Consider the following 25278-nt stretch of genomic DNA (forward strand, 5'->3'; position numbering starts at 1 on the left):
ACCTCTCCATACGAGATCAGATCGAAAATAGTAAAGAATACGGCACAGATAACGGCCAACTTAATCAAACGCTGAACAATAAACATAAACATCACAATTACCAATAATTTGCTTTAGTTTACTATCTCACACAGCGTTTATATATAAAAATGTAGTCTCCTAATTAGCCTCGGGAACTTATTCATTAGAACCTATACTCAAGCATCTCTAAGTTATTTGGATATACTTGAATTAGGATTTCAAAAAGTCCCTGTGACCACACAAGGAGGACTGCATGAAACGACTATGGATATGGTTCTTACCTTTACTCTTGATTGCCAGTCAAGCACTGGCGAATACCGTTTGGATTGTTCCTGTCAAAGGCGCTATAGGGCCTGCTACTAGCGACTATTTATCTCGTGAAATAGAAGAAGCTCAACTAAACGGTGTCAGTTTAGTGATCTTAGAGATGGACACACCAGGCGGCTTAGATAGCGCAATGCGAGATATTATTCACGCGATTACCACCTCCTCGACTCCCATTGCAACTTGGGTCGGCCCATCTGGTTCTAGAGCTGCCAGTGCAGGAACATACATCTTGCTCGCTAGTCACGTAGCCGCCATGGCTGAAGCGACAAACCTCGGAGCTGCAACGCCCGTCGCGTTAGGTGGTACGCCTCAACCTCCTTCATCGGATGATGGCAAAGATCAAAACGCGGAAGAAACGCCAGAAGGAACCAACGAAGGTTCAGAGAAAGTTCCCGCGAAAACCGCAATGGAGAAAAAGGTGATTAATGATGCTAGAGCCTATATTAAAGGCTTAGCAAAGCTTCATGGCCGAAATGCAGAGTGGGCAGAGAAAGCAGTGAGCGAAGCAGCGAGTTTGGACGCCACAGAGGCATTGGAATTAAACGTTATTGATTATATAGCCAACTCACCAGAGGATTTAGTCAAAGCCATTGATGGACAAACTGTTAAAGTTAACAATCGTGATGTGACATTGTCACTGGAAAATCCCGTATGGATTGAAAGAACACCCGACTGGCGAGCAGAAATGCTAGCCGTTATCACCAATCCAAACGTTGCCTACATTCTAATGCTCATCGGCATCTACGGTTTACTTCTTGAATTTTACAACCCAGGAATTGGCTTACCCGGTGTGCTAGGTGGGATTTGTCTGCTTCTTGCCATGTACGCACTACAAATGATGCCCGTCAACTACGCAGGTCTTGGTCTGCTGTTACTCGGTATTGCACTAATGATAGCGGAAGCATTCAGCCCGAGCTTTGGTATTTTGGGCTTAGGCGGCGTTGTCGCCTTTGTACTCGGTTCGATATTTCTCATGGACAGTGAGTTACCAGGATTCCAGATCGCCCTTCCTTTGATTTTTGGTATTGCCATATTTTCCGTGGCTCTAATCGTGCTGACCGTCGGCCTGCTGCTCAAAATTCGTCGCCGGCGTGTAACGACGGGTTTAGAGACTTACCCTGGGAAGGTCGCCGTGGTAAGCGATGACTTTATCGATGGCGAAGGACGCGTTCAACTCAACGGTGCGTTATGGCGAGCTAAAGCCAAAGACCATCAACAATTCAAACAAGGTGATCACGTCACCATTGTTAATGTTAAAGGGCTGACCTTAACTGTGATGCCTGATGACCGCCAAAATAAATAGGAGGCGCTTTATGATGCTCTATACCGTTGCGGTGATCGTGGTGCTGCTGTTCGCACTAGCGACCCAAATGTTCAAGGTTTTGAGAGAATACGAACGTGGGGTTGTGTTCTTTCTTGGTCGATTTCAAGAAGTCAAAGGACCTGGTTTGATCATCCTTATCCCATTTATTCAGCAAATGGTGAGGGTTGATTTACGTACTGTCGTTTTGGATGTGCCGACACAAGATTTAATTACCAAAGATAACGTTTCTGTGCGCGTCAACGCGGTCGTTTATTTTCGTGTAGTTGATCCTCAAATGGCGATTAACAATATTAAAAGCTACAGCGATGCTACCAGCCAGTTAGCACAAACCACGCTGCGCTCGGTATTGGGTCAGCATGAACTCGATGAATTGCTATCAGAGCGAGAACGCCTCAATAAGGATTTACAATCCATTCTCGATCAACAGACTGATGACTGGGGAATCAAGATTGCTACGGTTGAAGTCAAACATGTTGATTTAAATGACAGCATGGTCAGAGCCCTAGCCCGTCAGGCAGAAGCAGAACGTAACCGTAGGGCGAAGATCATTCACGCTACTGGTGAGTTAGAGGCTTCAAATAAATTAAAAGAAGCAGCGCAAATGCTCAACGAAGCACCGAATGCATTGCAATTACGTTACATGCAGACACTCACTGAAATCACTACAGACAAAACATCCACTATTATTTTTCCAATGCCGATCAATCTTGTCGAAGCTGTCAGTGATATCGCCGAAGCGGTGAAAAAGAATAAAGAGACACAAGATAAGTAAGATTCTGCCCCTAGGAAGTAACGACCACTCACGTTACTTCCTTATTTGGTACTCGCTTTAAGGATGTGCCCATCTTCTTTATCACATTCTTGTTTCATTACTTCTAAGCCCGTTTTAAAGCATGTTCGCCAAGCGGTTTCAACATCGGCATCGTACCCAGAATCACACTGCCGAACCGTTTCTAACAAACTCTCAAGCCAAACATCAAAATCCTGCGGCTCTATACCAATATCTGCACTTGCATGCTTTTTCCCATACTTTTCCACCATTTTGTGCGCTTCGGTCGAGGTATCTGCCATCATAAAAAATACGATAGACCCTCTAAGCATTCTCACTTGTTGGTGCATGTCTATACCGTCAAACTTCTGTCTAAAGTTGGCACTTTTCGACCATAAATTTTTGTAGAACAAGTCGAAAAACTCCTGATCTGAAGTACAACGTTCATAGCTATCATTAAAAACTTCAATCACGTTCATGTTGCTTTCCCCTACGCCTTAATATGAGTTTAATTTAATATCAAATAAAAGCTTCCAAATAAGGACTTTTAAGTTTCAAACCGATCAACCCACATCGATTTTCAACAAAAAGTAAAAAGTGATTTAAATAAACACCCTCTTATCAATGAAAAAATATCCATTATCATGACCCCATATTCGAGGTACGCATGGTTGTCGATGCTAGTGCATCCTCATCTGTCATCACATAAAGAGGATATAAACGTGTCCCATCAAATCATTACCGATCTAAATAGCCGTTACACTGCAAAAAAATATGATGAAACCAAGCGCGTTTCTCAAGAAGACATGGCGATAATCAAAGAAGCACTGCGCTTGTCAGCGTCTTCTATCAACTCACAACCATGGAAATTCATCGTTATTGAAAGTGATGAAGCGAAGCAACGTTTCCACAATACGTTTGCAAATATGCATCAGTTTAACCAACCACACGCGAAAGCCGCATCACATACGATTCTGTTTGCTTACGATCCTAAATTTACTAAAGAGAAATTTGCGAAGCGTGTGGATGCAGAAGTAACATCTGGCCACTTGCCAGCGGAGATGTACAACAACTTTATGGGTGCTTACGCTTTTGCCGATGCAAATACGGACGAAAATGGCTTCAACGGAAACTGGACAAAAGCACAAGTCTATTTGGCACTAGGCAACCTACTACACACATTGGCACGACTAGGCATTGATTCAACACCGATGGAAGGTGTCGATCCGGCTCTGATTGGAGAAGAGTTTAAAGAAGAGCTCGAGGGCCATATTTGTGAAGTTGCACTGGCGATTGGCTACCATAAGGATGGGGAAGATTATAATCATGGTCTTCCAAAAGCGCGCCTTGCAATGGATGATGTAATTACGACTCTATAGTCGACCATTGTCTTAGCTTAGCGACTTAAGTCATTGTTTAAACTAAAAAGAGCCGCATTAATGTGCGGCTCTTTTTTACTTGGTTCTGCGTCAACTTTACGCTACTTGCTCTGACTTAAAATTACCAAGCAATGCATCGTAAAGCTCATTGTCGCTTAACACACCAACCAGCTTATTATCTTCAACCATAAGCAGAGGCTGATTGCTACGCTGTTTAAGTTCAATCGCTTCTCGCATACTGATTTCTGGGCTAACCTGAACCAGAGAGTTTTCATTAACTTCGTCAAGGTTCGAAGAGTCGCTCTTCCATTGAATCAACGATTTATCTTTATCCGCTAAACTTAACCCCTTGCTCTCTTGTATCACCCAAATATCTTTATCAGGGCAAATCAGAACACGCGTATCTTCGCGAACCAAATCGTCACGCATTAAGGAACGTCCCTTCAGCACATTTAATGGATTAGTGTGAGCAACAAAGTCCGCCACATAATCGTTTTCTGGAGCAAGAATGATCTGTTCTGGCTTGCCATGTTGAATCAGCTTTCCTGATTCCATAATGGCGATGTTGTTACCGATTTTAAGTGCTTCATCTAAGTCGTGACTCACAAAAAGAATGGTTTTGTTTAGCTTTTCTTGAAGCAGAATCAATTCATCTTGAAGCTGAGCGCGAATCAATGGGTCAAGCGCTGAAAACGGCTCATCCATTAACAAGATATCTGTGTCCATCGCGAACGCTCGCGCTAGGCCAACACGCTGCTGCATACCACCAGAGAGCTCGTGCGGGAATTTCGTTTCCCACTCAGACAAACCGACCATTTCGAGCTGTTCACGCGCTTTTTTACGGCGCTCTGCTTTGCCAATGCCTTGCATTTCTAGACCAAACGCAACGTTATCTAATACCGTTAACCATGGCATCAATGCAAACTTCTGAAACACCATGGATACGCGGTGAGTACGAAGGTGGCGCAACTTCTGTTCGTCACAGTTAGAGAGCTCAACCATGTCGTCGCCGTCTTTAATTTTCAGAGAGCCACGAGAAATATCGTTCAACCCGTTAACCGTTCGCAGCAAACTTGATTTACCCGAGCCCGAAAGCCCCATCAAGACACAGATCTCACCCTGTTTCACGTTCAGCGAAACATTATCAACCCCAACCACTTGGCCAGTTTCATCAATGATTTCTTGTCGAGACTTCCCTTGATCTAGTAGTGCTAGCGCCTGTGCTTGTTGCTGACCAAAAACGACATCAAGATTTTTAATAGTAATAGCGTCCATGATTATGCCTCCTTCTGGTTTGGTGCTTTACACAAGCGATCAAGAATGATGGCAACGAGTACAATCGCTAAACCAGCTTCAAAACCTTGTGAAATGTTTACCGTATTCAGTGCACGTACGACTGGCTTACCAAGTCCATCAGCGCCAACAAGCGCCGCAATGACCACCATAGAAAGAGACAACATAATGCACTGCGTAACGCCAGCCATAATACTTGGCAATGCCGCAGGTAACTCCACCTTAAACAGTAGCTTCATACGGCTGGCACCAAATGCTTTACCCGCTTCAAGTAGCTCCTCCGGCACTTTAATAATGCCGAGGTACGTCAATCGAATTGGCGCAGCGATAGCGAAAATGATGGTCGAGATTAGGCCAGGAACAATACCCAATCCAAACAGAACCAAGGTTGGAATTAGGTAAACGAATGTCGGGACGGTCTGCATTAAATCGAGTATTGGCCGCAACAAGGTGTATAACCAAGGACGGTGCGCCGCCATAATGCCCAACGGCACGCCAATTAATACGGAAATCGTTGTCGCTGCAAACACAAGGACAAAGGTTTCCAGCATTTCTTGCCAGTAACCAAGGTTGAGAATTGCGAGTAAGGCCAACACGATAAATACGACAAGAGGAATGCTGCGGTGTAAGAACCAAGCAATTGCCGCCGTCATAATGATTGGCGCTGCAGGTGGCATCCATTTAAAAATGTCCACCACGAAAAGAATGATCGTTTCAAGTGTAATAGAGATTGCATCGAAAAAACCCGATGCATTGATGGTTAACCAATCGACGCCAGTTTCCATCCATTGGCCCAACGGTAGTTTGTTGTCCGTAATAAAATTCAAAATAAAACCTTTGTGTTAATGAAGCGGGCAAAACTGCCCACTTTCTTTTAAAAAAACGAGCTCAAATACTGCTTATTAAGCGTTTGTTTTTAAGTAGTTTGTAATAGCTGTTAGCGCATCTTGGCCATCTACCGTTTTCACGCCCTCTAGCCACGCTTCAATTTGCTCTTGGTTTGCATTCAACCATGCTTGCGCTGCTTTTGATGGCTTCTGTTTCTGGTTAAGAATCGCTTCCATCAGTTCATTTTCCATTTCTAGGTTAAACTCTAGATTTTTCACTAGCTGACCTACATTTGGACACTCAGCGAGGTAATTTTTACGTACGTTTGTGTAGACGTTCGCGCCGCCGTAGTTAGGACCGAAGAAGTCATCACCACCCGCTAGATATTCCATTTCAACGTTACTATTCATTGGGTGCGGCGCCCAACCTAGGTACACAATCCATTGATTGCGGCGTGCGGCACGTGATACTTGAGATACCATGCCAGCTTCACTGGACTCAACTAGGCTGAAATCTTTTAGGCCGAATGCGTTACTATCAATCATTGACTGAATTAAGCGGTTGCCATCGTTTCCTGGTTCAATGCCGTAAATGCGGTCTTTAAATTTGTCGGCATGTTTTACTAGGTCAGCGAAGTTGGTTACGCCTGCGTCATAAACGTATTTTGGAACCGCTAGCGTGTACTTTGCGCCAACGAGATTCGCGCGTACGGTTTCAACAGTACCTGCATCACGGTATTTCGCGATATCACCTTCCATCGTTGGCATCCAGTTACCTAAGAAAATGTCGATATCGCCATTAGCCATAGAGGAGTAAGTTACAGGCACAGACAGAAGATCGGTCTTCGTTTTGTACCCCAACCCTTTAAGTAACTCTGATGTAACGGCAGTGGTCGCTGTGATGTCAGTCCAACCTACATCTGCGAAACGAACCGTTTCACATTGGTTGGCGTAAGCGCCTGTTGCTAAAGTACTTAGTGCAATTGTTGAGAAGATTTTTGTCATCTTAGACATGTTGAATTCCTTGTAATGATTACTGACTTTTTCATTTTATGAGATCGAATCGAGATCTCTTTTTGGCGGATGCATTCGTTGCATCTCTTGCCAGTCCGGTGCAATCCAAACTGGTACGTTGTTCGACGTTTCTAGGGCGTTATCCAAAATCATATCCGCGGCGCGTTCTGCCACCATAATCGTTGGCGCATTTAAATTACCGTTCGGAATGGTTGGGAAAATAGAAGAATCCACCACACGCAAGCCTTGAATACCGCGTACTTGGCATCGCTCATTTAAGACGGCTAATGGGTCATTATCTGCGCCCATTTTGCAGGTACAAGATGGATGGTAAGCACTCTCGACGTTTTGCTTCACCCATTCATCAATCTGTTCATCCGTTGTGATGTTCAGACCGGGTTGGATCTCATACCCACGAAACTCATCCATGGCTGGCTGATTGAGGATCTCGCGAGTAAGGCGAATACAATCACGCCAATCCTGCTTATCTTGTTCAGTGGAAATGTAGTTAAACTCAATCTTCGGCTTATCATTCGGATTCGCAGAGACAACTTCGACCGACCCGCGACTTTCTGGCTTGTTAGGTCCGACGTGCACTTGGAAACCATGACCATCAAAAGCAGCTTGCCCGTCATAGCGCATTGCCGCTGGCAAGAAGTGATATTGAATATTTGGCCACTTTAGTCCTTCACGAGAGCGGATAAACGCACACGATTCAAAGTGGTTAGTAGCACCAAGGCCTTTGCGAGTTAATATCCACTCAGTGCCAATCAAGCCCTTGCTCACCAAGCCTAATTTGCTGTTGAGCGTGATAGGTTGCTTACAGTGATATTGGAAGTACACTTCTAAGTGATCTTGCAGGTTTTTACCTACCCCTTCCAACGAGTGTTTCACCTCAATGCCCGCTTTTTCTAATACTGCCTTAGGGCCAATGCCTGAAAGCTGCAACAGCTGAACGGAGCCAACCGAACCCGCACTCGAAATCACTTCATTATTCGCAAAACATTGCTGAATTGAACCTGACTTTTCAAATTCAACGCCTACCGCTTTCTTACCTTCTGCACCAGTTTCTTCTAATAAAACTCGATGAACCGTCACCCTCTTCATTAGGGTGAAGTTTTTGCGTTTTTTAGCGCGGCTTAAGTATGCATTAGAGGTCGAAGCGCGTACGCCTTTGTCGACGGTCATATGCATTGGGCCAAAGCCCTCTTGCTGATAACCGTTGTAATCTTTTGTTTCTGGGTAGCCCGCTTCTTTGCCTGCATCAATAAAAGCTTGGTACAGTGGATTGAGCTTCATATCGTTGCCGTTACATGTGCCGACTGGACCGTGATCGCCCCGATATTCATCAGCACCACCAATCCAAGACTCTGCTTTACGGAAATAAGGCAAACACGACTGATAATTCCAGCCTTTCGCGCCTTCCTCTTCCCACTGGTCAAAGTCACAAGCGTGTCCGCGAACGTAAACCATGCCGTTGATAGATGAGCTACCGCCCAGAACTTTTCCGCGAGGACAATGAAGTTGGCGACCATCCAACCCTTGCTCTTCAACCGTCTCAAACTGCCACGCGTATTTTTCAGTGTTCATCGGGTAAGAAAGCGCCGTTGGCATTTGGATAAAAATACTTTTATCCGACCCACCCGCTTCGAGTAATAGGACCGAATTTTGACCACTTTCACTTAAGCGATCCGCTAACACACAGCCGGCCGAACCCGCACCGACGATGATGTAATCGTAGTGTTGTTGCATTTTTATTCTCCTAGGAGTTAATACTAATCACCCTAGATAAGTGAACGAAATTAGCGTAGGAAAAATGCTTGAGAACAAGGCGGAAATTTTGATAAGTAGTTAACCTACAATCAAAATTGACAACGTAGTTATCGAGCATTTTAACAAGCTAAAGTGGTCAGTTATCTACTATGAGTAGTATCATTTGTAAGGGCTTTCGAAGTCGCTTAGCTGAACCAGAACACTCTTCGTTTGTGTGTAATGTTTAAGGGTTTCGACTCCGTTTTCACGGCCAACACCTGATTGCTTGTAGCCGCCAACTGGCATTTCCGCAGGTGAGTCACCCCATGTGTTCACCCAACAAATACCCGCTTGAATTTGATGGATCACACGGTGCGCACGAGATAGGTTTTGAGTAAATACACCTGCCGCTAAGCCATAATCGGTGCCATTTGCACGCGCAATCACTTCCGACTCATCGCGGAATTTCAGAACTGACATTACCGGGCCAAAGATTTCTTGTTGAACGTGGTTCATGTCATCATCGCAATCGACAAATACGGTTGGAGCAACAAAGTTACCATTGGCTAGGCCATTGTCTGTTGCTTTGTAGCCGCCAGTCAGTAACGTCGCGCCACTCGCTTTCGCGGCTTCAATCGCTCCTAGAACTTTCGATTCATGATCTTTAGAGATTAGCGCGCCAATTTGCGTGTTCTCATCAAGCGGATCGCCGACGACTAACAGCTCGGTTCGGGCTTTAAGCTGTGCGATAAAGTCGTCATAAATACCTTCATGGACAAATACACGTGTACCGTGCGTACAAACCTCACCTTGGGTGTAGAAGTTCGCCACCATGGCCGCAGAAACGGCATCGTTTAACTTCGCATCATCAAAAATAATCAGTGGAGACTTACCACCAAGCTCCATCGTTACTTGTTTTAGTGTCTTAGCGCTGTCACTCATGACGACTTTACCGGTGCCTGACTCACCCGTGAATGACACTTTTGCGATATCAGGATGCGCCGTTAGCATCTGTCCTACTCGGTAATCCCCTTGCACGACATTAAATACGCCATCTGGCATGCCCGCTTCTGAATAAATTTCGGCGAGCTTAAGCGCCGTTAATGGTGTTTCTTCTGATGGCTTGAAGATCATTGCGTTGCCCGCAGCCAGTGCTGGCGCCGATTTCCACATCGCAATTTGAATTGGATAATTCCAAGCGCCAATACCCGCGCAAATGCCCAATGGCTCACGACGTGTATAGAAAAACTGATCGTCGCTGAGTGGCTGCTGTTCACCTTGTAGACTTGGAGCAAGGCCAGCGTAGTACTCAAGAACATCGGCACCTGTTGTGACATCAACCGCGATAGCTTCTTGAATGGGCTTACCAGTATCTGCCACTTCCAATGCAGCCAGCTCGTCATTACGCTCACGTAAAATGGCAACGGCTTTGTGTAAAATACGGCTGCGCTCAATCGCAGTCATCGCCGACCATGCAGCAAAACCTTTCTTTGCCGATTCAATCGCTGCTTGAAGATCGTCTTGGTTCGCTTGTTTAATGTTGGCCAATGGCTCACCATTCGCCGGATTGTAAGTGGTGAAGTGTTCATCTGAACACCCGTCGTACATCGCACCATTGATATAGTGTGCTTTCATTTCCATTTTGAAGACCTGTAACTTTTATATTTTTTCAGAATAAAACGTAAGTTGTTTTTCGAGATAATCGTTGATGATGATTCTCGCTCTTTCTGCATCAATGCCTTGCGGGTTGAGCGTTCCGCGCAGCCAAATTCCATCAATAAGTGATGCAATACCATGAGCAACCAATTCAGCCTGCTCTGCATTTAATAATGCTTTGAGTTCTTTTCTTAGGTGGGACAATAGACGTCGTTCGTTGACACGCTGCAAACGCTTGAGCTGCTCGTCATGCATTGAGTACGACCAAAACGCCAGCCAAGTCTTGGCAACTTGGTTTTCTGCCTGATAGCCGACAAAATTACCATCAATGATGGCGTTAATTCTTTGGTGATGAGCATCACTTGGCAGCTCACGTAACTTCTGTGTGATAGTGGACGAAAGCTGACGCAAGATTTCGCGCATCGTTTCCTCCAGCAATCCGTGCTTACCACCGAAATAGTGGTTGATAATCCCCGTTGATACACCGGCTTCTTTGCTGATTAACGAAATACTCGCCGCGTGTAAACCGACTCTATCAATCACTGACATTGTCGCTTTCACAAGCTGCGGTTTTCTGATTTCAGGCATCCCCACCTTTGGCATTTTGCGTCCCTGTTATTTTTAATTGAACGGTTAGTTAAATATAAAATGCCTGAAAATTAATTCGAACTCAAATTATTTTTAAAGAAAAATGTTAGTAAAAAAGGATGAAAAGTTGAGGGTGTACGAAAAATTGCTCGGTAAGAACTTGTCGGGATAACTAGATTTCAGTTTAAGAACAAACAAATAAAGCAATTAAAATCAAGCGATTAAATGTAGATCCATTTTAAAAACGATGATGAACGAGTTGATTTTTGAACAACAAAAATCTGTGCCACAAAAAATTTATATCGACCACTAATCATTTCACCTGTACATGGTTTGTTTGTACAAAGAATAGACACACTAGTTTGTTATAGTTTTGTAGACACAAGTGGCATTCGCACTTTGAAGGTGAAGGAGGCAAAAAGAGAGGTTATATTGAACGCCATGAATATGCGATTCGATATCCTTAAGCCATTTTTAAGTAATATCGCCAAGTGACTTTAAGATTTTAGATTCAGCGTTTTATATTCGAAGCAAGGATCTCAAAGTCACTTGGCTATCAAAGTAAATGGGAGGGATAAGTTCAGATTCATCGTGCGATGAGCCTGAACTTTTGATTTCTGTTACGCTAGCGAGCGACCTTTCACGCAGTTGCGTCCGTTCGCTTTCGCTTGATAAAGCAATTTATCGGCCTGATCGCAAAGTGATTTAAAGCTCATCTCATTATCTTCAGTGGTAACGACTCCAAAACTACAGGTCACTCTCACTTCTTCTTTCTGTTCCGTAACAAAGCAATGTAGGGATAAAGCGCTACGTAAACGTTCGGCAGTAATAAGAGCGTTTTCATGGTCTGTATTGGGCATAACAACAACAAACTCTTCACCACCAAAGCGAGCAACAATGTCGTTCTCACGTACAGTTTCCTCCAACACTTTCGCAACGCCCGTTAGTACGGTATCTCCAAACACATGCCCATAGGTATCATTTACCTGCTTGAAATAATCCACATCGATTAACGCTAAAGTTACTGGCCCCGATTGTGGTTTATTTGGCACCATTTTCTGTTTATCGAGTTTGCTATCTACCCATTTATTTAAAGCTAGATAACCGTACTTAACTTGCTCGACTTGCTCAAAAACAAAGTGTTGTATTTTTTCTTGCTTAGATTGAGGTACCGGTTTCTCTTTTCGCTCACGCCTCACTTCTACTGGCTTAGTGAACCAGTCCTCTAAAAAACCGCGATTGAACAACCCTGTCAATGTGTCTGTCTTTGCGAGGCGACGCATTCTCAAACGCGAGCGATTGACGACGAGAAATATTACCGCCATCAAAAATAGAACACCGATGAGCGCAAGTAGCGCTTCACCCAATAAGTAAAAAGTACGACGGTTATTTTCTAGCTCCATACGCTGCAACACATTGTTCCAGTTGAGATCTTCGTTCTCATATTCAAGTCGTTCCAATTCAAATAACGTCTGCTGGCGCTCAAGATTTTCAACTTCTCTTTGATTGCTAAATTGGATAAATTTATCGTGATAGTTACCGTAAGTTTCGAATGCTAGTTTAAAGTCATTGCTCCCCGCATAGGCCATAGCGGCGACTTTTAGTAGCTCCATTTGCTGTTGCTTGACGTATCGACTCTCTATAATCTCCGGCAGCATTGGCGCGATCATCGCTAAAAGTATTTCAAATTGCTGCTGCTCTAACATATATTCGGCTTGTAACAACTTAAATGTTGCCAAATACGCGCTAGACGTTTCTCTGTACTGTAAATTCTCCGCCAGCTTCAAGTGGTTAACCATCTTCTTTTCTTGATTCGTCTCGCGATATAAAGCTGCAAGTTCAAGGTTAACTCGAAATCTAAAGCGTCCATCACCGATAATTTGAGCCAGCTTTAACGCTCGCTGATATGACGCTATCGCCTCTTCGTATTGGAACTGTGCTTTATGAAGTTTCGCTATCGTCAAAACGCTCAACAACTCATTGAACGACATACGCCTATCCCTAAAATAGCGATATGCTTGTTCCAAAAGCGCCTCAGATCGGTCGTAACCCTGAATTTTGACAAGTACGTCACCTAGCTCTAGTGCTGCACGTTCGACCAGCCCGTGAACACCTGAAGATTCAGCCACATCCATGGACGACATAAGTGCAGCATAGGATTTTTTAAACTCACCTTGCTCATCGTAATAGCGTCCTTTTAGCAACAGGATTTCTGATTCAAGTTGCTTATCACCATTCTCACGCGATGTTTCCAACAAGCTATCCAACGCAGAAAGCGCGGTATCGATATCGCTCTTTCCAACCATAGTTCGCATCTGAATCAACTTAAACAGGAGATACTCATGGCTCTGTGGACGCACAAGCTCCAATCCTTTTTGAACGACACTCTGACTCTCTTCTACGCGCCCTAGCAGCTCTAAAACCGTGGCCTTGGCAAGCCAGTAACGCACCAACAGCGCTGTTGGTTGGTTTTGTAGTAAAGACTCTTCTTCTAACGCTTCAATCAAAGCTAAAGAACTCTGAGGTAATGCGTAAATTTGATTTTCGATGCCTTCTAACGACTGTAAAAACTTACCTTCCTGTTCCACCTTTTCTGTGGAGGCCTGAACAGAAAAACACAGACACCCCAATAATAGCGGCATCGTCCTAAGCGAATGAAATAGTGACATTATTGCTCTTCCCTAATGGGTAGTTACTTCAGTGTAATTGAGAATTCTGATTATTTATTATTAAGACAACTGAAGGTTATTCAGTCAGCCTCATATTCCCATGTATTTTGCGCTGAATAATAAATCACCATCTTTAGATGCCGAAATAGTTTTCGGTTACAATATGACCAATAAGAATGTTTTTTACACACCAAGAATGACGATCTCGTTAGTGAGACAAAAGATCATCTTAGTTGTGAGTTGATACATTTACATGACAAGCAATATAGAACTAACCATTCACATTAGAAATAGAATCAATTTTTATACCGTTCGATGAGATAGCAGTCGACCATGCATCCAATACATTTTTCAGATAGAAGCAATAAAAGAAAGGAGAAAATGGAAGGAAGCGGACAATCAAACTCGCTCCCCTTTTTTATGTTGCAGAGGGGGTTACATTCGCATTCCGCCATCGACTTCGAACACTCGTCCGGTCACGAATTCGTTGGTTAACACGTATTTTATGGTCGATGAAATTTCATCCGCCAAACCTAAACGTCCAACTGGAATCATTCCGATTAAACGTTCCATCGCTTCAGGTTTTATTTGGTCTGTCATGGCAGTTTTGATGACACCCGGAGCAATCGCCACTGAGCGAATTCCGAAACGCCCTAACTCTTTCGCCCACACCGTTGCCATGGTGGCTACCGCCGCTTTAGATGCTGAATAGTTGGTTTGACCAATATTCCCGGCACGCGCAACGCTGGATATGTTGATCAGAACCCCTTTGCTATCGGTGTTCAGCATTACCTTGCTCGCTTCACGGCCACACAGGAAAGTGCCTGTTACATTCACATCTAGAACAGACTGAAATTGTTCCAGCGACATCGTGTTAACCTGACCATCTTTGACTTTAATGAACATACCATCACGCATAATACCTGCGTTATTGATAACGCCATTGAGCTGCTTGAAATCTGCCTCAATTTGCTCAAAAGCAGTGCACACCTGCTGTTCGTCAGTCACGTTCGTCACATAAAAACGAGCGGTAACGCCGAGAGATTCACATTCCGCTTTCGTTTCAGCCAGTTGATCTGAATTGAGGTCGATAAGCGCAAGATGAACGCCATTTTCCGCCAGTGACAGTGCCATTTGTTTACCCAGCCCCTGCCCTGCCCCCGTGATCGCAATGACCTTATTTGCTAACTCCATAAGCGCTCCTTAGGCCTGATTTTGCTTTTGGTAGAACTCAAACAAGCTTGAAAAATCTTTTTGCCCGTTGCCCTGACCGTTGTGAAAATTAAACAGATTACGAGCCAAGCTGCCCATTGGCGTTGATGTTTGACTGGCAACCGCCGCTTCCATCGCAAGACCCAGATCTTTAGCCATTAACTGGCTCATAAAGCCGCCTTGATAACCATTGCTTGCAGGCGTATTTTCCATCACACCTGGACAAGGGTTATACAGCTCTAGCGCCCAGTTACGCCCTGAACTTTGCAACATGATGTCGGAAAGCACTTTGGGATCGAGTCCGTTTTCCATCCCTAAATTGAGTGCTTCACAGGTGCCGCTCATCAAAATGCCCAACATCATGTTATTGCAGATCTTCGCCACCTGACCAGCTCCAGCATCGCCTGCATGGAAGATGTTTTTACCCATGTGGCTAAGCACCGCTTTGGCTTGAACAAAGTTCTCTTGTGAGCCGCCAACAATGAAAGTTAACGTACCTGCTGCTGCGCCCGCAACGCCACCAGATACTGGTGCATCAACAAAACTGATACCAAGTTGCGATGCTTTTTCGCCAACCAAACGAGCAGTCGCCGGATCGATGGTGGAAGAATCAATCAGCAAGGTACCTGATTCGACGCTATCTAAGATGCCATCTTGACCAAGATAAACGCTTTGAACGTGTTGGCTCGCTGGCAGCATAGTGACAACCACGTCAACACCTTGTACTGCCTGCTGAACGGAATCGGCACTTGAAGCGCCCAATGCGGTCAACTCCTCAACTGCGTTTGGGTTCAAATCAAATACTTCGACGTTCAAGCCCGCTTTGAGTAGATTCTTAGCCATAGGCGCACCCATGTTACCAAGGCCAATAAATGCAATTTTGTCCATATCGTATTTCTTCCTTGTACTAAAGTGCCGCTATAGCTACCGACGATGCGGTCAGTGGGTATTCTGCTGAGTCAATTGGCGAGAAGAAGCGCTCCAAAACTTGTGGCGTTACGTCAGAAACCGTGCGATGTTGCCAAGTCGGTTGATTGGTTTTATCAATAATCAGCGCACGAACCCCTTCTCTAAAATCACCTTCTAAGCCACAACGTAGTGTTAGGTTAAACTCCATATCAAAACACGCTTTCAAAGAGAGATTTTGATACTGCGTTAACTGCTGATAAGTGATACTGAGCGACAACGGACTGCCATAGTTCAGTGACTTCTGCGCATTGACGAACCACTTGTTATCAACGTTAGCACTGCTGATTGCGTCAACAATTGACGCTAAGTCACCCGAACATAACTGCTCAATCAATTCCGCATAGGGCATCAACATCCCTTCGCTTGGCTCATCAACTTGTACCGAACGCAGCATAGTGGCGATTTTTTCATTAATGTTTGCTTCATCTTGCCAACTTACCGATGCAAGCAGATCCAGCAGCACTTGCTTGTTTTCTGGCTGTGCAATCCATTGGCTTAACCCCAACGCTTTCATATCTGTTGCGTTAATTTGGCAAGCCGTCAAACTTAAGAACAGTGCCAAATGTTTTGGCAACTGGTTTAGGAAGTACGTCGCGCCTACATCTGGGTAAAGGCCAATTTTAATCTCTGGCATTGCAAAGCGTGTGGTCGTTTCTGCAACGCGATGGCTAGCACCCATAAATAAGCCCACACCGCCGCCCATCAAATAACCATGTCCCCACGCGATGATCGGTTTTGGATAAGTATGAATAAGATGGTCACAGCGATATTCGAGGTCAAAGAAGGTTTCCATCGCTGAAAACGCAGAATCAAAGTCTTGCTCTTTGTTTTCAAGTGCACGGTAGATCGCTTGAATATCACCACCAGCACAAAACGCTTTTTCACCTTGAGCATGCAAGAATACCGCGATGACGCTGTCGTCCGTTTGCCATTCATTAAGCTGTTTGTACAACTTCTCAATCATCACGTAACTCAACGCGTTGAGAGCTGCTGGGTTATCAAGCTCTAGCACACCAATAACAGAGCCATCAGCGCACTCAAGTTTTGAAACATTTACTGTACCTGTCATTTGGCCTCCGCTAGCTGTTTGTCCATTGTGGCTTGCGCTTTTGCAAAAACGCATTCACACCCTCAGTCTGATCTTGTGTATTGAACAGCTGTAAAAACAGTTCACGCTCCAAAACCAATCCAGCTGCATGAGTTTGGCTGCGTCGACCTTGAATTAGCGTTTTGCACGCTGACACAGATTTCGGTGATTGACCTGCAACACGCTGTGCTAGCCCCATAGCCGCTTCGAGTGCTTGACCTTTCGCCACCACCTCTTCGACTAACCCAATTTTTTCCGCTCGCTCGGCCGTCACACGCTCGCCACACAGGATCATACGCTTCGCCCAACCTTCACCTACCAACGCGGTCAGGTTTTGCGTCCCGCCCGCACACGGCAACAAGCCTACCGATGCTTCAGGAAGTGCCATTTGTACTTGTTCTTCTGCGATGCGAATGTCACACGCCATCGCCACTTCCAAACCGCCGCCCATCGCGTAACCATTAATTGCTGCGATGGAAACACCATCGAACGCAGACAGCGCTTCAAAGGCTTCACCAAATGCGAACGCCATATCTGCGGCTTGCGATTTATCGCCGGATGCAAAGTTGTTGAGATCCGCTCCAGCAGAAAAGAATTTCTCGCCTTCGCCTGTTAATACCAACGCATAAATGGAGCGATCATTACTGAGTTCAATCGCCAACTCTTTTAGCTGATTCAAAGATTCAAGCGTCCAGGTGTTTGCTGGCGGGTTACTAATCGTGAGCTTGGCAATGTGCGCTTCACGCTCTAGTTTGATTTGTGCCGTCATAATCTTTCAGTCCTTTTTAATTTCTTTAGGTAAGGCTGTGTCTCGCTGACTAAAGCAGCTCAACGCCTTCCGTTAGTAATCGTCTTGCGACGATCAGACGCATGATTTCGTTGGTACCTTCAAGGATTTGGTGAACACGAACGTCTCGGAAATGGCGCTCGACTGGATATTCTTTGATGTAGCCATAGCCACCGTGAATTTGCAGCGCCTGATCGCAGACTTTAAAGCCCACATCAGTAGCAAAGCGTTTTGCCATGGCACAGTACGCACTTTTTTCTGCGTGCTGGGCATCGAGTTTAGCGGCAGCGAGTCGCACCATTTGACGCGCAGCGACCAGCTCAGTCGCCATATCAGCAAGCTTGAACTGCAACGCTTGAAATTGCGCCAGTGAACGGCCGAACTGTTTGCGTTCGGTCATGTATTGTTTGGCTTCGTTCAGAGCTTGTTGCGCAGTACCGACGGAACAAGTGGCGATATTGATTCGGCCGCCATCCAGACCAAGCATGGCGAACTTAAAGCCTTCTCCCTCTTCACCCAACAGATAGTCAGCCGGAATACGAACATTTTCGAAGGTAATCATGCGAGTTGGCTGGCAGTTCCAACCCATTTTGGCTTCTTTTTTACCGTAGCTAATGCCTTCGCAATCAGCAGGAACAACGAATGCAGAAACGCCACCCGCTCCTTCACCACACGAACGCGCCATCACGACCAATACATCTGTATCACCCGCGCCAGAGATAAACACTTTTGCGCCATTGAGGACAAACTCATCGCCATCACGCACTGCGCTAGTCGTTAGAGAAGCGGCGTCAGAGCCGGCATTAGGTTCGGTTAAACAGTAGGAAGCGAGCTTTTCACCCGAAATTAGATCCGCGCTAAATTGCTGCGCCACTTCGGCTTTGGCAAAGCTGGTGATCATCCACGTCGCCATGTTGTGAATGGTCATAAACGCAGTAGTCGCGGTACAACCCATAGCCAACTGCTCGAAAATGATCGCCGCATCCAAACGAGATAACCCCAAGCCACCATGCTCTGGCGGCGTATAGATGCTCAGAAAACCAAGTTCACCTGCTTGACGCAGTACATCTTTAGGGAAATGATGGTTTTCATCCCACTCGGCCGCATGAGGCGCTAACATTTGGTCTGCAAACTGCTTTGCTACTTCGGCAAACGCGAGTTGATCTTCGTTTAATTCAAAATCCATCTTGAAGTCCTAAGGTCTAATTCGTTGCATTTGTATCCGAGCCAAGCCCACTTAAACGGTGGCGCTTGGCTAGAGGTGTCGCTAATCCAGTAATTAGCTAAGTTGAATGGTCATGTTTGGACCGCTCGGAATGTCATCTTCAAACCAACGCGCGGTGACAGTTTTCGTCTCGGTGTAGAAGCGAACCGCTTGTTTACCGTAAGCATGCAGGTCGCCGTAGAAGCTGCCTTTCCACCCAGTAAACGAGAAGAACGGCAATGGCACCGGAATCGGCACGTTGATGCCTACGTTACCTACTTCGATATTGTGTTGATACTTTCTCGCGGCAGCGCCGTTCGCCGTGAAAATAGACGTACCATTACCAAAGCGGTTTGCATTGATCAGTTCAATCGCTTCATCTAGGTCATCCACTTCCATAGTTAACAGTACAGGCCCGAAAATTTCTTCCTGATAAATCGACATGTCTGTGGTCACGTTGGTAAACAGTGTTGGCCCCACCCAGTTACCGTTCGGGAAGCCAGGTACTTGGCAATCTGTCCCGTCCAGAACACAATTCGCGCCTGACGCTTTGCCTTCATTAATCAGATTCACCACTCGCTGCTTCGCTTGAGGGCTAATCAGTGGACCATAACCGGCGGTTTCATCATCCCACGCGCCAGGCTGAACCTGAGCTAACGCCTCTTTAAGCTCTGGAATCCATTCTTTGGTTTCGCCGACAAATACGGCAACCGAAATAGCCATACAGCGTTGGCCTGCAGCACCAACTGACGCGCCAACTAGGTTATTGATGACTTGCTGTTTGTTTGCATCCGGCATGATGACCATGTGGTTCTTAGCACCTGCAAATGACTGCACGCGTTTCAGGTTGTCTGTACCTGTTTTGTAGATGTACTCACCAACGGGCACAGAGCCAACAAAAGAGATCGCACGAACAACTGGATCAGTCAGAATGCGGTCGACTTGCTCTTTGGTCCCGTGAACAACTTGCAATACGCCTTTTGGTGCGCCAGTTTGTTCAAACAGCTCCGCCAGTTTCATTGCCGTTAGTGGCACTTGCTCTGACGGCTTCAAAATAAAGGTGTTGCCACAAGCGATCGCCATCGGGAACATCCACAATGGAATCATCGCAGGGAAGTTAAACGGTGTAATGCCAGCACAAACGCCGAGCGGTTGAATGTAAGAGTAACCATCAATATTGGTCGCGACGTTCTCAACCGTTTCGCCCATCATTGAGCTACAAATGTTCGCCGCTTGTTCTACGACTTCAATCCCACGCCAAATGTCACCCTTTGCATCCGCGAGGGTTTTGCCTGTCTCACTTGAAAGCAGTATCGCCAACTCATCGTGTTGCTCTTTTAGCAAATGTTGGTAACGCAGCATCAATCTAGCACGCTCCGGCGCTGCAACTTCTTTCCAGCGTTTGAACGTTTCTGTTGCGCTGGCAATCGCCGCATTCATTTCCGATTCCGTGGCACAAGGTACTTGTGCAATCACTTCGTTGGTTGCCGGGTTGGTTACATCTAGCCATTGTTTTGAATCGGAGATGGCAAATTCACCACCGATATACTGCTTTACTTGTTCTGTCATGATGACATCCTTGTATTTTTCAGCTTGTTACGGACTACTGTTATGTAAGTGAAACTTTGTTGAGAGTGATTTAGCAGATTTCAATCGCGATAGCGGTTGCCTCGCCGCCGCCAATACAAAGCGATGCAACGCCACGCTTACCACCAGTTTGTTTTAGTGCATGAATCAAAGTGACAAGGATTCGATTGCCACTTGCGCCTATTGGATGCCCCAGCGCACAAGCCCCTCCGCGAGGGTTCACTTTGCTCTCGTCCAGTTCGAGAGCTTTCACCGCGTATTGAGTCACGACAGCAAAAGCTTCATTGATTTCCCAAAGGTCCACGTCTGATTTGTCCCAGCCCGTTTTTTCCAGCAGCGATTCAATCGCGAAGACTGGTGCGATGGTGAACTCATCAGGCTGCCTTGCATGCGTGCTGTACGCGACAATTTTGGCTAGAGGCTGAAGGTTTTCCTGACGACCAAAATCACTATCGACTAAGATCATTGCCGACGCACCATCCGAAATGGAACTAGAGTTTGCTGCGGTTACGCCGCCATCTTTGGCAAACGCAGGGCGTAAGGTAGGAATTTTAGTGACGTCGAGTTTGCTCGGTTGCTCATCATCTACAACCAAGGTTTCGCCGCGCCGACTTTTTACGTTAACAGGCACGATCTCTTCTTTGAACAAACCTTGTTCGATTGCTTGCTGCGCACGAGTCACCGACTGCTGCGCCCAGGCATCCATACTTTCACGGCTAAACTGATACTTTTGCGCCGTCTGTTCTGCAAAGACACCCATCAGCTCACCTTGGTAGGCATCCTGCAACCCGTCATAAAACATGTGATCAAGCACTTGCTCGTGACCTAAACGGAAACCATCACGCGCTTTCTTTAATAGATAAGGAGAAGACGACATGTTTTCCATGCCACCAGCGATGACAGCATGCGCATTGCCAGATTGAATAAGGTCATATGCCAGCATGACGGTTTTCATACCCGAACCACAAACTTTGTTCAGTGTCGTACAACCAATCGATTGTGGCATTTCAGCTTTAAGACTTGCTTGTCTTGCAGGCGCTTGCCCCACACCGGCGGTTAAAACGCATCCCATCAACACTTCGTCTATTTTGTGCACATCGAGTTGGCTTTCGGCTAGCGCCCCTTGAATGGCTTTCGCACCGAGTTCCGTGACATCTGTTGAAGCTAATGCACCTTGAAAAGAGCCGATAGGCGTTCGCTTAGCGGCAACAATCCATGTTTCATTTTTCATTCCATTAACCTTTTGTTGACGTTTACGTCATAACTATACTAACATTTACGTTAACGTCAAGTTTGAGGTTATTGTTTGTTCGAGTGATTCTTTGATTTCGAGTAAATACGAGTGATATCAAGGCTCAAGAGTGGATGTTGTTTGTTTACTTTAACGTTAACGAATTGTATATTCATGTAAATGTTATACGAAAGTCGTAAGGTTAAGGAATGAACACATTTAAGATCAGCGAGCTCGCGAAAGAGTTCGACATTACTACTCGAAGCATTCGCTTCTACGAAGATTTAGGTCTCCTAACTCCAGAACGTAAAGGCAACACTCGAATCTACAATGGTCGTGATCGAATTCGACTAAAACTGATTTTGCGAGGTAAGCGATTGGGCTTTTCTCTTGCAGATATCAAAGAGTTATTTGAACTCTACGATACCGATCAAAGTACTGAGCAGTTGAACTATATGATTCGGTTGATCGAAGAGAAGAAGGCAGCATTGCAACAGCAAGCAAACGACATTCAAGCGGTAATGATGGAGTTAAATGCTGCGCAGTTGCGATGCCAAAACACACTGAGATCCATGAAAGGCGAAAAAGTCACCTAACACCTCAACTCTGGGATGTAGGTGACGTAAAGGCAAGGACACGCAATGAAATCTACCTACTCTTCCCTGAACTTTGTTTATGACGAAAATACCGATTTGCTTCGCGAGCAAATCAATAGTTTTGCTGCAAGAGAAATTGCGCCGCTAGCGCAATCTATCGACCAAACTAACGACTTTCCAAACCATCTTTGGTCCAAATTAGGTGACATGGGTCTTTTAGGTGTAACCACCAGCGAAGAGTTTGGTGGTGCAGGCATGGGCTATCTCGCCCACGTTATCGCTATGGAAGAAATCAGCCGAGCATCCGCTTCGGTTGCGTTAAGTTACGGCGCTCACTCCAACCTTTGCGTCAACCAAATCCACCGTAACGGCACACAAGCGCAAAAAGAGAAATACCTACCTAAGCTCATCTCCGGTGAACATATCGGCGCCCTTGCAATGAGTGAACCCGGCGCCGGCTCTGATGTGGTCTCTATGCAGCTTAAAGCCGAACGTAAAGGCGATATTTTCCTGCTAAACGGCAACAAAATGTGGATCACCAACGGCCCTGATGCACACACCTATGTTGTCTACGCCAAAACCGACCCAAGCCAGCACTCCAAAGGCATCACGGCATTTATTGTGGAACGCGGATTCCCTGGATTTACTCAAGCACAAAAACTCGACAAGTTGGGTATGCGCGGCTCGAATACGTGTGAGCTGGTCTTTCAAAACTGCGAAGTCCCTGCGGAAAATATTCTCGGCGAAGAAAACCAAGGCGTGAAAGTATTGATGAGCGGCCTCGACTACGAACGTGTGGTGCTTGCAGGCGGCCCACTTGGCATCATGCAGGCGTGTATGGATACCGTTGTGCCTTACATTCACGACCGTAAACAGTTCGGTAAATCCATCGGTGAATTCCAGCTAGTTCAAGCAAAAATCGCGGATATGTACACACAAATGAATGCCGCTAAAGCGTATGTTTACGCCGTCGCTGCCGCTTGTGATCGCGGTGAAACCACACGTAAAGATTCTGCTGGCGCGATCCTCTACAGCGCAGAGCTGGCAACCAAGATGGCACTGGATGCGATTCAACTACTTGGCGGTAACGGCTACATCAACGAGTTTGATACGGGCCGTTTGTTGCGAGATGCCAAGCTGTATGAAATCGGTGCGGGCACTTCAGAAATTCGCCGCATGCTTATTGGTCGCGAATTGTTTAACGAAAGCGCCTAATCAACATACCTAGGCGTTCTGAATCTAAATAAATTCCTTATTCAACCTAAATCTTATTCAACATAGATAAAGGCGGGTGGTGTCACCCGTCTACCGAATGGAGATCGGCTATTTATGGCTTGTTTGACGACCAATATTAATACCCATTCAGAGCAGTATCAGGAAAACTACCGCTCTATGGCGTCACTTGTAGATCAACTTTATACCGTGACTGCCCAAATAGAAGATGGTGGCGGTGAGAAAGCCCGCGAGCATCAGCAGAAGAAAGGCAAACTTCCGGTACGTGAGCGCATTCTTGCCCTACTCGACCCTTGTTCGTCCTTTCTAGAAATTGGTCAATTTGCTGGCTGGGATGTGTATCCAGATTACGTTCCATGTGCTGGAGTGGTTGCAGGTGTGGGTGTGATTGACGGCACTGAGTGCATGATCGTCGCGAACGACGTGACGGTAAAAGGCGGCAGTTACTACCCACTCACCGTGAAAAAGCACTTAAGAGCACAAGAAATTGCAGAAAAATGCCAACTACCGTGTGTTTACTTAGTCGACTCTGGCGGCGCTAACCTACCCCGCCAAGATGAGGTATTCCCAGATAAAGACCATTTTGGCCGTATTTTCTACAACCAAGCCCGTATGTCGGCCAAAGGCACTCCACAAATTGCGGTGGTCATGGGGCTATGTACCGCTGGCGGCGCTTATGTTCCTGCCATGTGTGACGTATCCATCATAGTCAAAGAACAAGGCACGATTTTCTTGGCAGGTCCACCTCTTGTAAAAGCAGCGACTGGTGAAGAAGTCAGCGCGGAAGATCTTGGTGGCGCAGACGTTCATTGTCGCACCTCTGGTGTGGCGGACTATTATGCAGAAAATGATCACCACGCGTTAGAGTTGGCAAGACAAGCGGTTTCACAAATCAACCACTTGAAACCCGTTCAACTCAAGCAAAAAGCACCACAGGAACCACGTTTTCCTGCCCAAGAGCTGTACGGCATCGTCGGAACCGATCTCAAAAAGCCGTTTGATGTTAAAGAGGTCATTGCCCGAATTGTTGATGATTCCCAGTTCGATGAATTTAAAGCCTTGTTCGGCGAAACCTTGGTCTGTGGCTTTGCCCATATTCACGGTATGCCGATTGGCATCGTCGCTAACAACGGCATTCTATTTTCGGAATCAGCACAAAAAGGCGCGCATTTTATTGAGCTGTGCGCACAACGCAAAATTCCTCTGCTCTTCTTACAGAACATCACGGGCTTTATGGTCGGTCAGAAGTACGAAGCCGAAGGCATCGCCAAACATGGTGCGAAAATGGTAACTGCTGTTGCGTGTGCAGACGTGCCGAAGTTTACCGTAGTGATTGGTGGCTCGTATGGCGCTGGGAACTACGGCATGTGTGGCCGCGCTTATGATCCAACCATGATGTGGATGTGGCCAAACGCGCGCATCTCCGTCATGGGTGGAGAGCAAGCGGCTGGCGTGATGGCGCAAGTGACCCGCGATATCAAAACTCGCAAAGGCGAAAGCTGGAGCGCGGAGGAAGAAGAAGCGTTCAAACGTCCAATTGCGGAGCAATATCAGACTCAAAGCCACGCTTATTACGCCAGTGCTCGTTTGTGGGACGACGGCATTATTGACCCTGCGAAAACCCGTGATGTTGTCGGCATTGCTCTGTCTGCTGCGCTTAATGCGCCGATACCAGACAGCAAATTTGGCATCTTCCGTATGTAGTCGGATGCAAGGCAAACCTTAACTCCTCGCGAATACTGATGTTTAACAA

Annotated in this window: 21 protein-coding genes; 6 read left to right on the plus strand and 15 right to left on the minus strand. The window is 46.0% G+C overall.

The annotated features are described in order from the left end of the window. The first annotated feature begins 274 nt into the window (after positions 1 to 274). On the plus strand, positions 275 to 1651 hold the full coding sequence (locus R7P74_RS06915) for an NfeD family protein (protein WP_053307604.1): 1377 nt from the start codon (positions 275 to 277) through the stop codon (positions 1649 to 1651). A 10-nt stretch (positions 1652 to 1661) separates the two neighbouring features. Further along, positions 1662 to 2444 (plus strand): slipin family protein, encoded by a 783-nt coding sequence (locus R7P74_RS06920; protein WP_318122771.1) that lies wholly within the window; start codon positions 1662 to 1664, stop codon positions 2442 to 2444. A 41-nt stretch (positions 2445 to 2485) separates the two neighbouring features. Here the strand turns inward: R7P74_RS06920 and R7P74_RS06925 are convergent, their stop codons facing one another. Next, positions 2486 to 2920: a globin gene (locus tag R7P74_RS06925; protein ID WP_017633662.1), complete on the minus strand. Its 435-nt coding sequence runs from the start codon at positions 2918 to 2920 to the stop codon at positions 2486 to 2488. A 243-nt stretch (positions 2921 to 3163) separates the two neighbouring features. Between R7P74_RS06925 and R7P74_RS06930 the strand changes: the two genes are divergently transcribed. Next, the gene (locus tag R7P74_RS06930; RefSeq protein ID WP_064354707.1) at positions 3164 to 3820 is read left to right on the plus strand and encodes an NAD(P)H-dependent oxidoreductase; all 657 of its coding nucleotides are present in this window, start codon (positions 3164 to 3166) and stop codon (positions 3818 to 3820) included. A gap of 96 nt (positions 3821 to 3916) precedes the next feature. Here R7P74_RS06930 and choV read toward each other — a convergent pair whose 3' ends face one another. The 14 genes from choV to R7P74_RS07000 all read right to left on the minus strand — a co-directional run bounded on the left by choV (position 3917) and on the right by R7P74_RS07000 (position 21696). After that, positions 3917 to 5095 carry a choline ABC transporter ATP-binding protein gene (choV, locus tag R7P74_RS06935; protein ID WP_042523602.1) on the minus strand — a complete coding sequence of 393 codons (1179 nt, stop codon included), beginning with the start codon at positions 5093 to 5095 and terminating at the stop codon, positions 3917 to 3919. Between the two features lie 2 nt (positions 5096 to 5097). Continuing rightward, positions 5098 to 5940 (minus strand): choline ABC transporter permease subunit, encoded by an 843-nt coding sequence (choW, locus tag R7P74_RS06940; RefSeq protein ID WP_005392552.1) that lies wholly within the window; start codon positions 5938 to 5940, stop codon positions 5098 to 5100. Positions 5941 to 6015: 75 nt separating this feature from the next. Continuing rightward, positions 6016 to 6954 (minus strand): choline ABC transporter substrate-binding protein, encoded by a 939-nt coding sequence (locus tag R7P74_RS06945; RefSeq protein ID WP_005382646.1) that lies wholly within the window; start codon positions 6952 to 6954, stop codon positions 6016 to 6018. 36 nt (positions 6955 to 6990) lie between these two features. Next, positions 6991 to 8706: a choline dehydrogenase gene (betA, locus tag R7P74_RS06950; protein ID WP_318122772.1), complete on the minus strand. Its 1716-nt coding sequence runs from the start codon at positions 8704 to 8706 to the stop codon at positions 6991 to 6993. Positions 8707 to 8886: 180 nt separating this feature from the next. Continuing rightward, a complete protein-coding gene (gene betB / locus R7P74_RS06955; RefSeq protein ID WP_053307603.1) occupies positions 8887 to 10347 on the minus strand; it encodes a betaine-aldehyde dehydrogenase in 1461 nt (486 codons plus the stop codon). Between the two features lie 18 nt (positions 10348 to 10365). Next, complete coding sequence (gene betI, locus R7P74_RS06960) at positions 10366 to 10965, minus strand: transcriptional regulator BetI (RefSeq protein ID WP_017820329.1); 600 nt, start codon at positions 10963 to 10965, stop codon at positions 10366 to 10368. Between the two features lie 605 nt (positions 10966 to 11570). Next, positions 11571 to 13592 (minus strand): tetratricopeptide repeat-containing diguanylate cyclase, encoded by a 2022-nt coding sequence (locus R7P74_RS06965; protein WP_080996206.1) that lies wholly within the window; start codon positions 13590 to 13592, stop codon positions 11571 to 11573. 462 nt (positions 13593 to 14054) lie between these two features. After that, positions 14055 to 14813, minus strand: coding sequence for an SDR family oxidoreductase (locus tag R7P74_RS06970; RefSeq protein ID WP_005373217.1), 759 nt, complete (start codon positions 14811 to 14813; stop codon positions 14055 to 14057). Positions 14814 to 14822: 9 nt separating this feature from the next. Then, the gene (mmsB, locus tag R7P74_RS06975; RefSeq protein WP_053307601.1) at positions 14823 to 15719 is read right to left on the minus strand and encodes a 3-hydroxyisobutyrate dehydrogenase; all 897 of its coding nucleotides are present in this window, start codon (positions 15717 to 15719) and stop codon (positions 14823 to 14825) included. 19 nt (positions 15720 to 15738) lie between these two features. Then, positions 15739 to 16869, minus strand: coding sequence for an enoyl-CoA hydratase/isomerase family protein (locus R7P74_RS06980; RefSeq protein WP_225473013.1), 1131 nt, complete (start codon positions 16867 to 16869; stop codon positions 15739 to 15741). A 10-nt stretch (positions 16870 to 16879) separates the two neighbouring features. Next, positions 16880 to 17656 (minus strand): enoyl-CoA hydratase, encoded by a 777-nt coding sequence (locus R7P74_RS06985; protein ID WP_225473011.1) that lies wholly within the window; start codon positions 17654 to 17656, stop codon positions 16880 to 16882. A gap of 49 nt (positions 17657 to 17705) precedes the next feature. Beyond that, positions 17706 to 18860, minus strand: coding sequence for an acyl-CoA dehydrogenase family protein (locus tag R7P74_RS06990; protein WP_005382663.1), 1155 nt, complete (start codon positions 18858 to 18860; stop codon positions 17706 to 17708). Positions 18861 to 18953: 93 nt separating this feature from the next. Then, positions 18954 to 20447, minus strand: coding sequence for a CoA-acylating methylmalonate-semialdehyde dehydrogenase (locus R7P74_RS06995; RefSeq protein ID WP_042523587.1), 1494 nt, complete (start codon positions 20445 to 20447; stop codon positions 18954 to 18956). Between the two features lie 70 nt (positions 20448 to 20517). Next, positions 20518 to 21696 (minus strand): thiolase family protein, encoded by a 1179-nt coding sequence (locus R7P74_RS07000; protein WP_167416104.1) that lies wholly within the window; start codon positions 21694 to 21696, stop codon positions 20518 to 20520. A 209-nt stretch (positions 21697 to 21905) separates the two neighbouring features. On the opposite strand from R7P74_RS07000, the gene R7P74_RS07005 reads away from it, so the two are divergent. The 3 genes from R7P74_RS07005 (at position 21906) to R7P74_RS07015 (ending at position 25229) form a co-directional block, all read left to right on the plus strand. After that, complete coding sequence (locus R7P74_RS07005) at positions 21906 to 22292, plus strand: MerR family transcriptional regulator (RefSeq protein WP_005373242.1); 387 nt, start codon at positions 21906 to 21908, stop codon at positions 22290 to 22292. 45 nt (positions 22293 to 22337) lie between these two features. After that, positions 22338 to 23507 (plus strand): isovaleryl-CoA dehydrogenase, encoded by a 1170-nt coding sequence (locus R7P74_RS07010; RefSeq protein WP_213869863.1) that lies wholly within the window; start codon positions 22338 to 22340, stop codon positions 23505 to 23507. 114 nt (positions 23508 to 23621) lie between these two features. Next, positions 23622 to 25229, plus strand: a complete 1608-nt coding sequence (locus R7P74_RS07015) for a carboxyl transferase domain-containing protein (protein WP_225473009.1) — start codon at positions 23622 to 23624, stop codon at positions 25227 to 25229. Positions 25230 to 25278 lie beyond the last annotated feature (49 nt).

This window comes from Vibrio sp. 2033, from assembly GCF_033339735.1.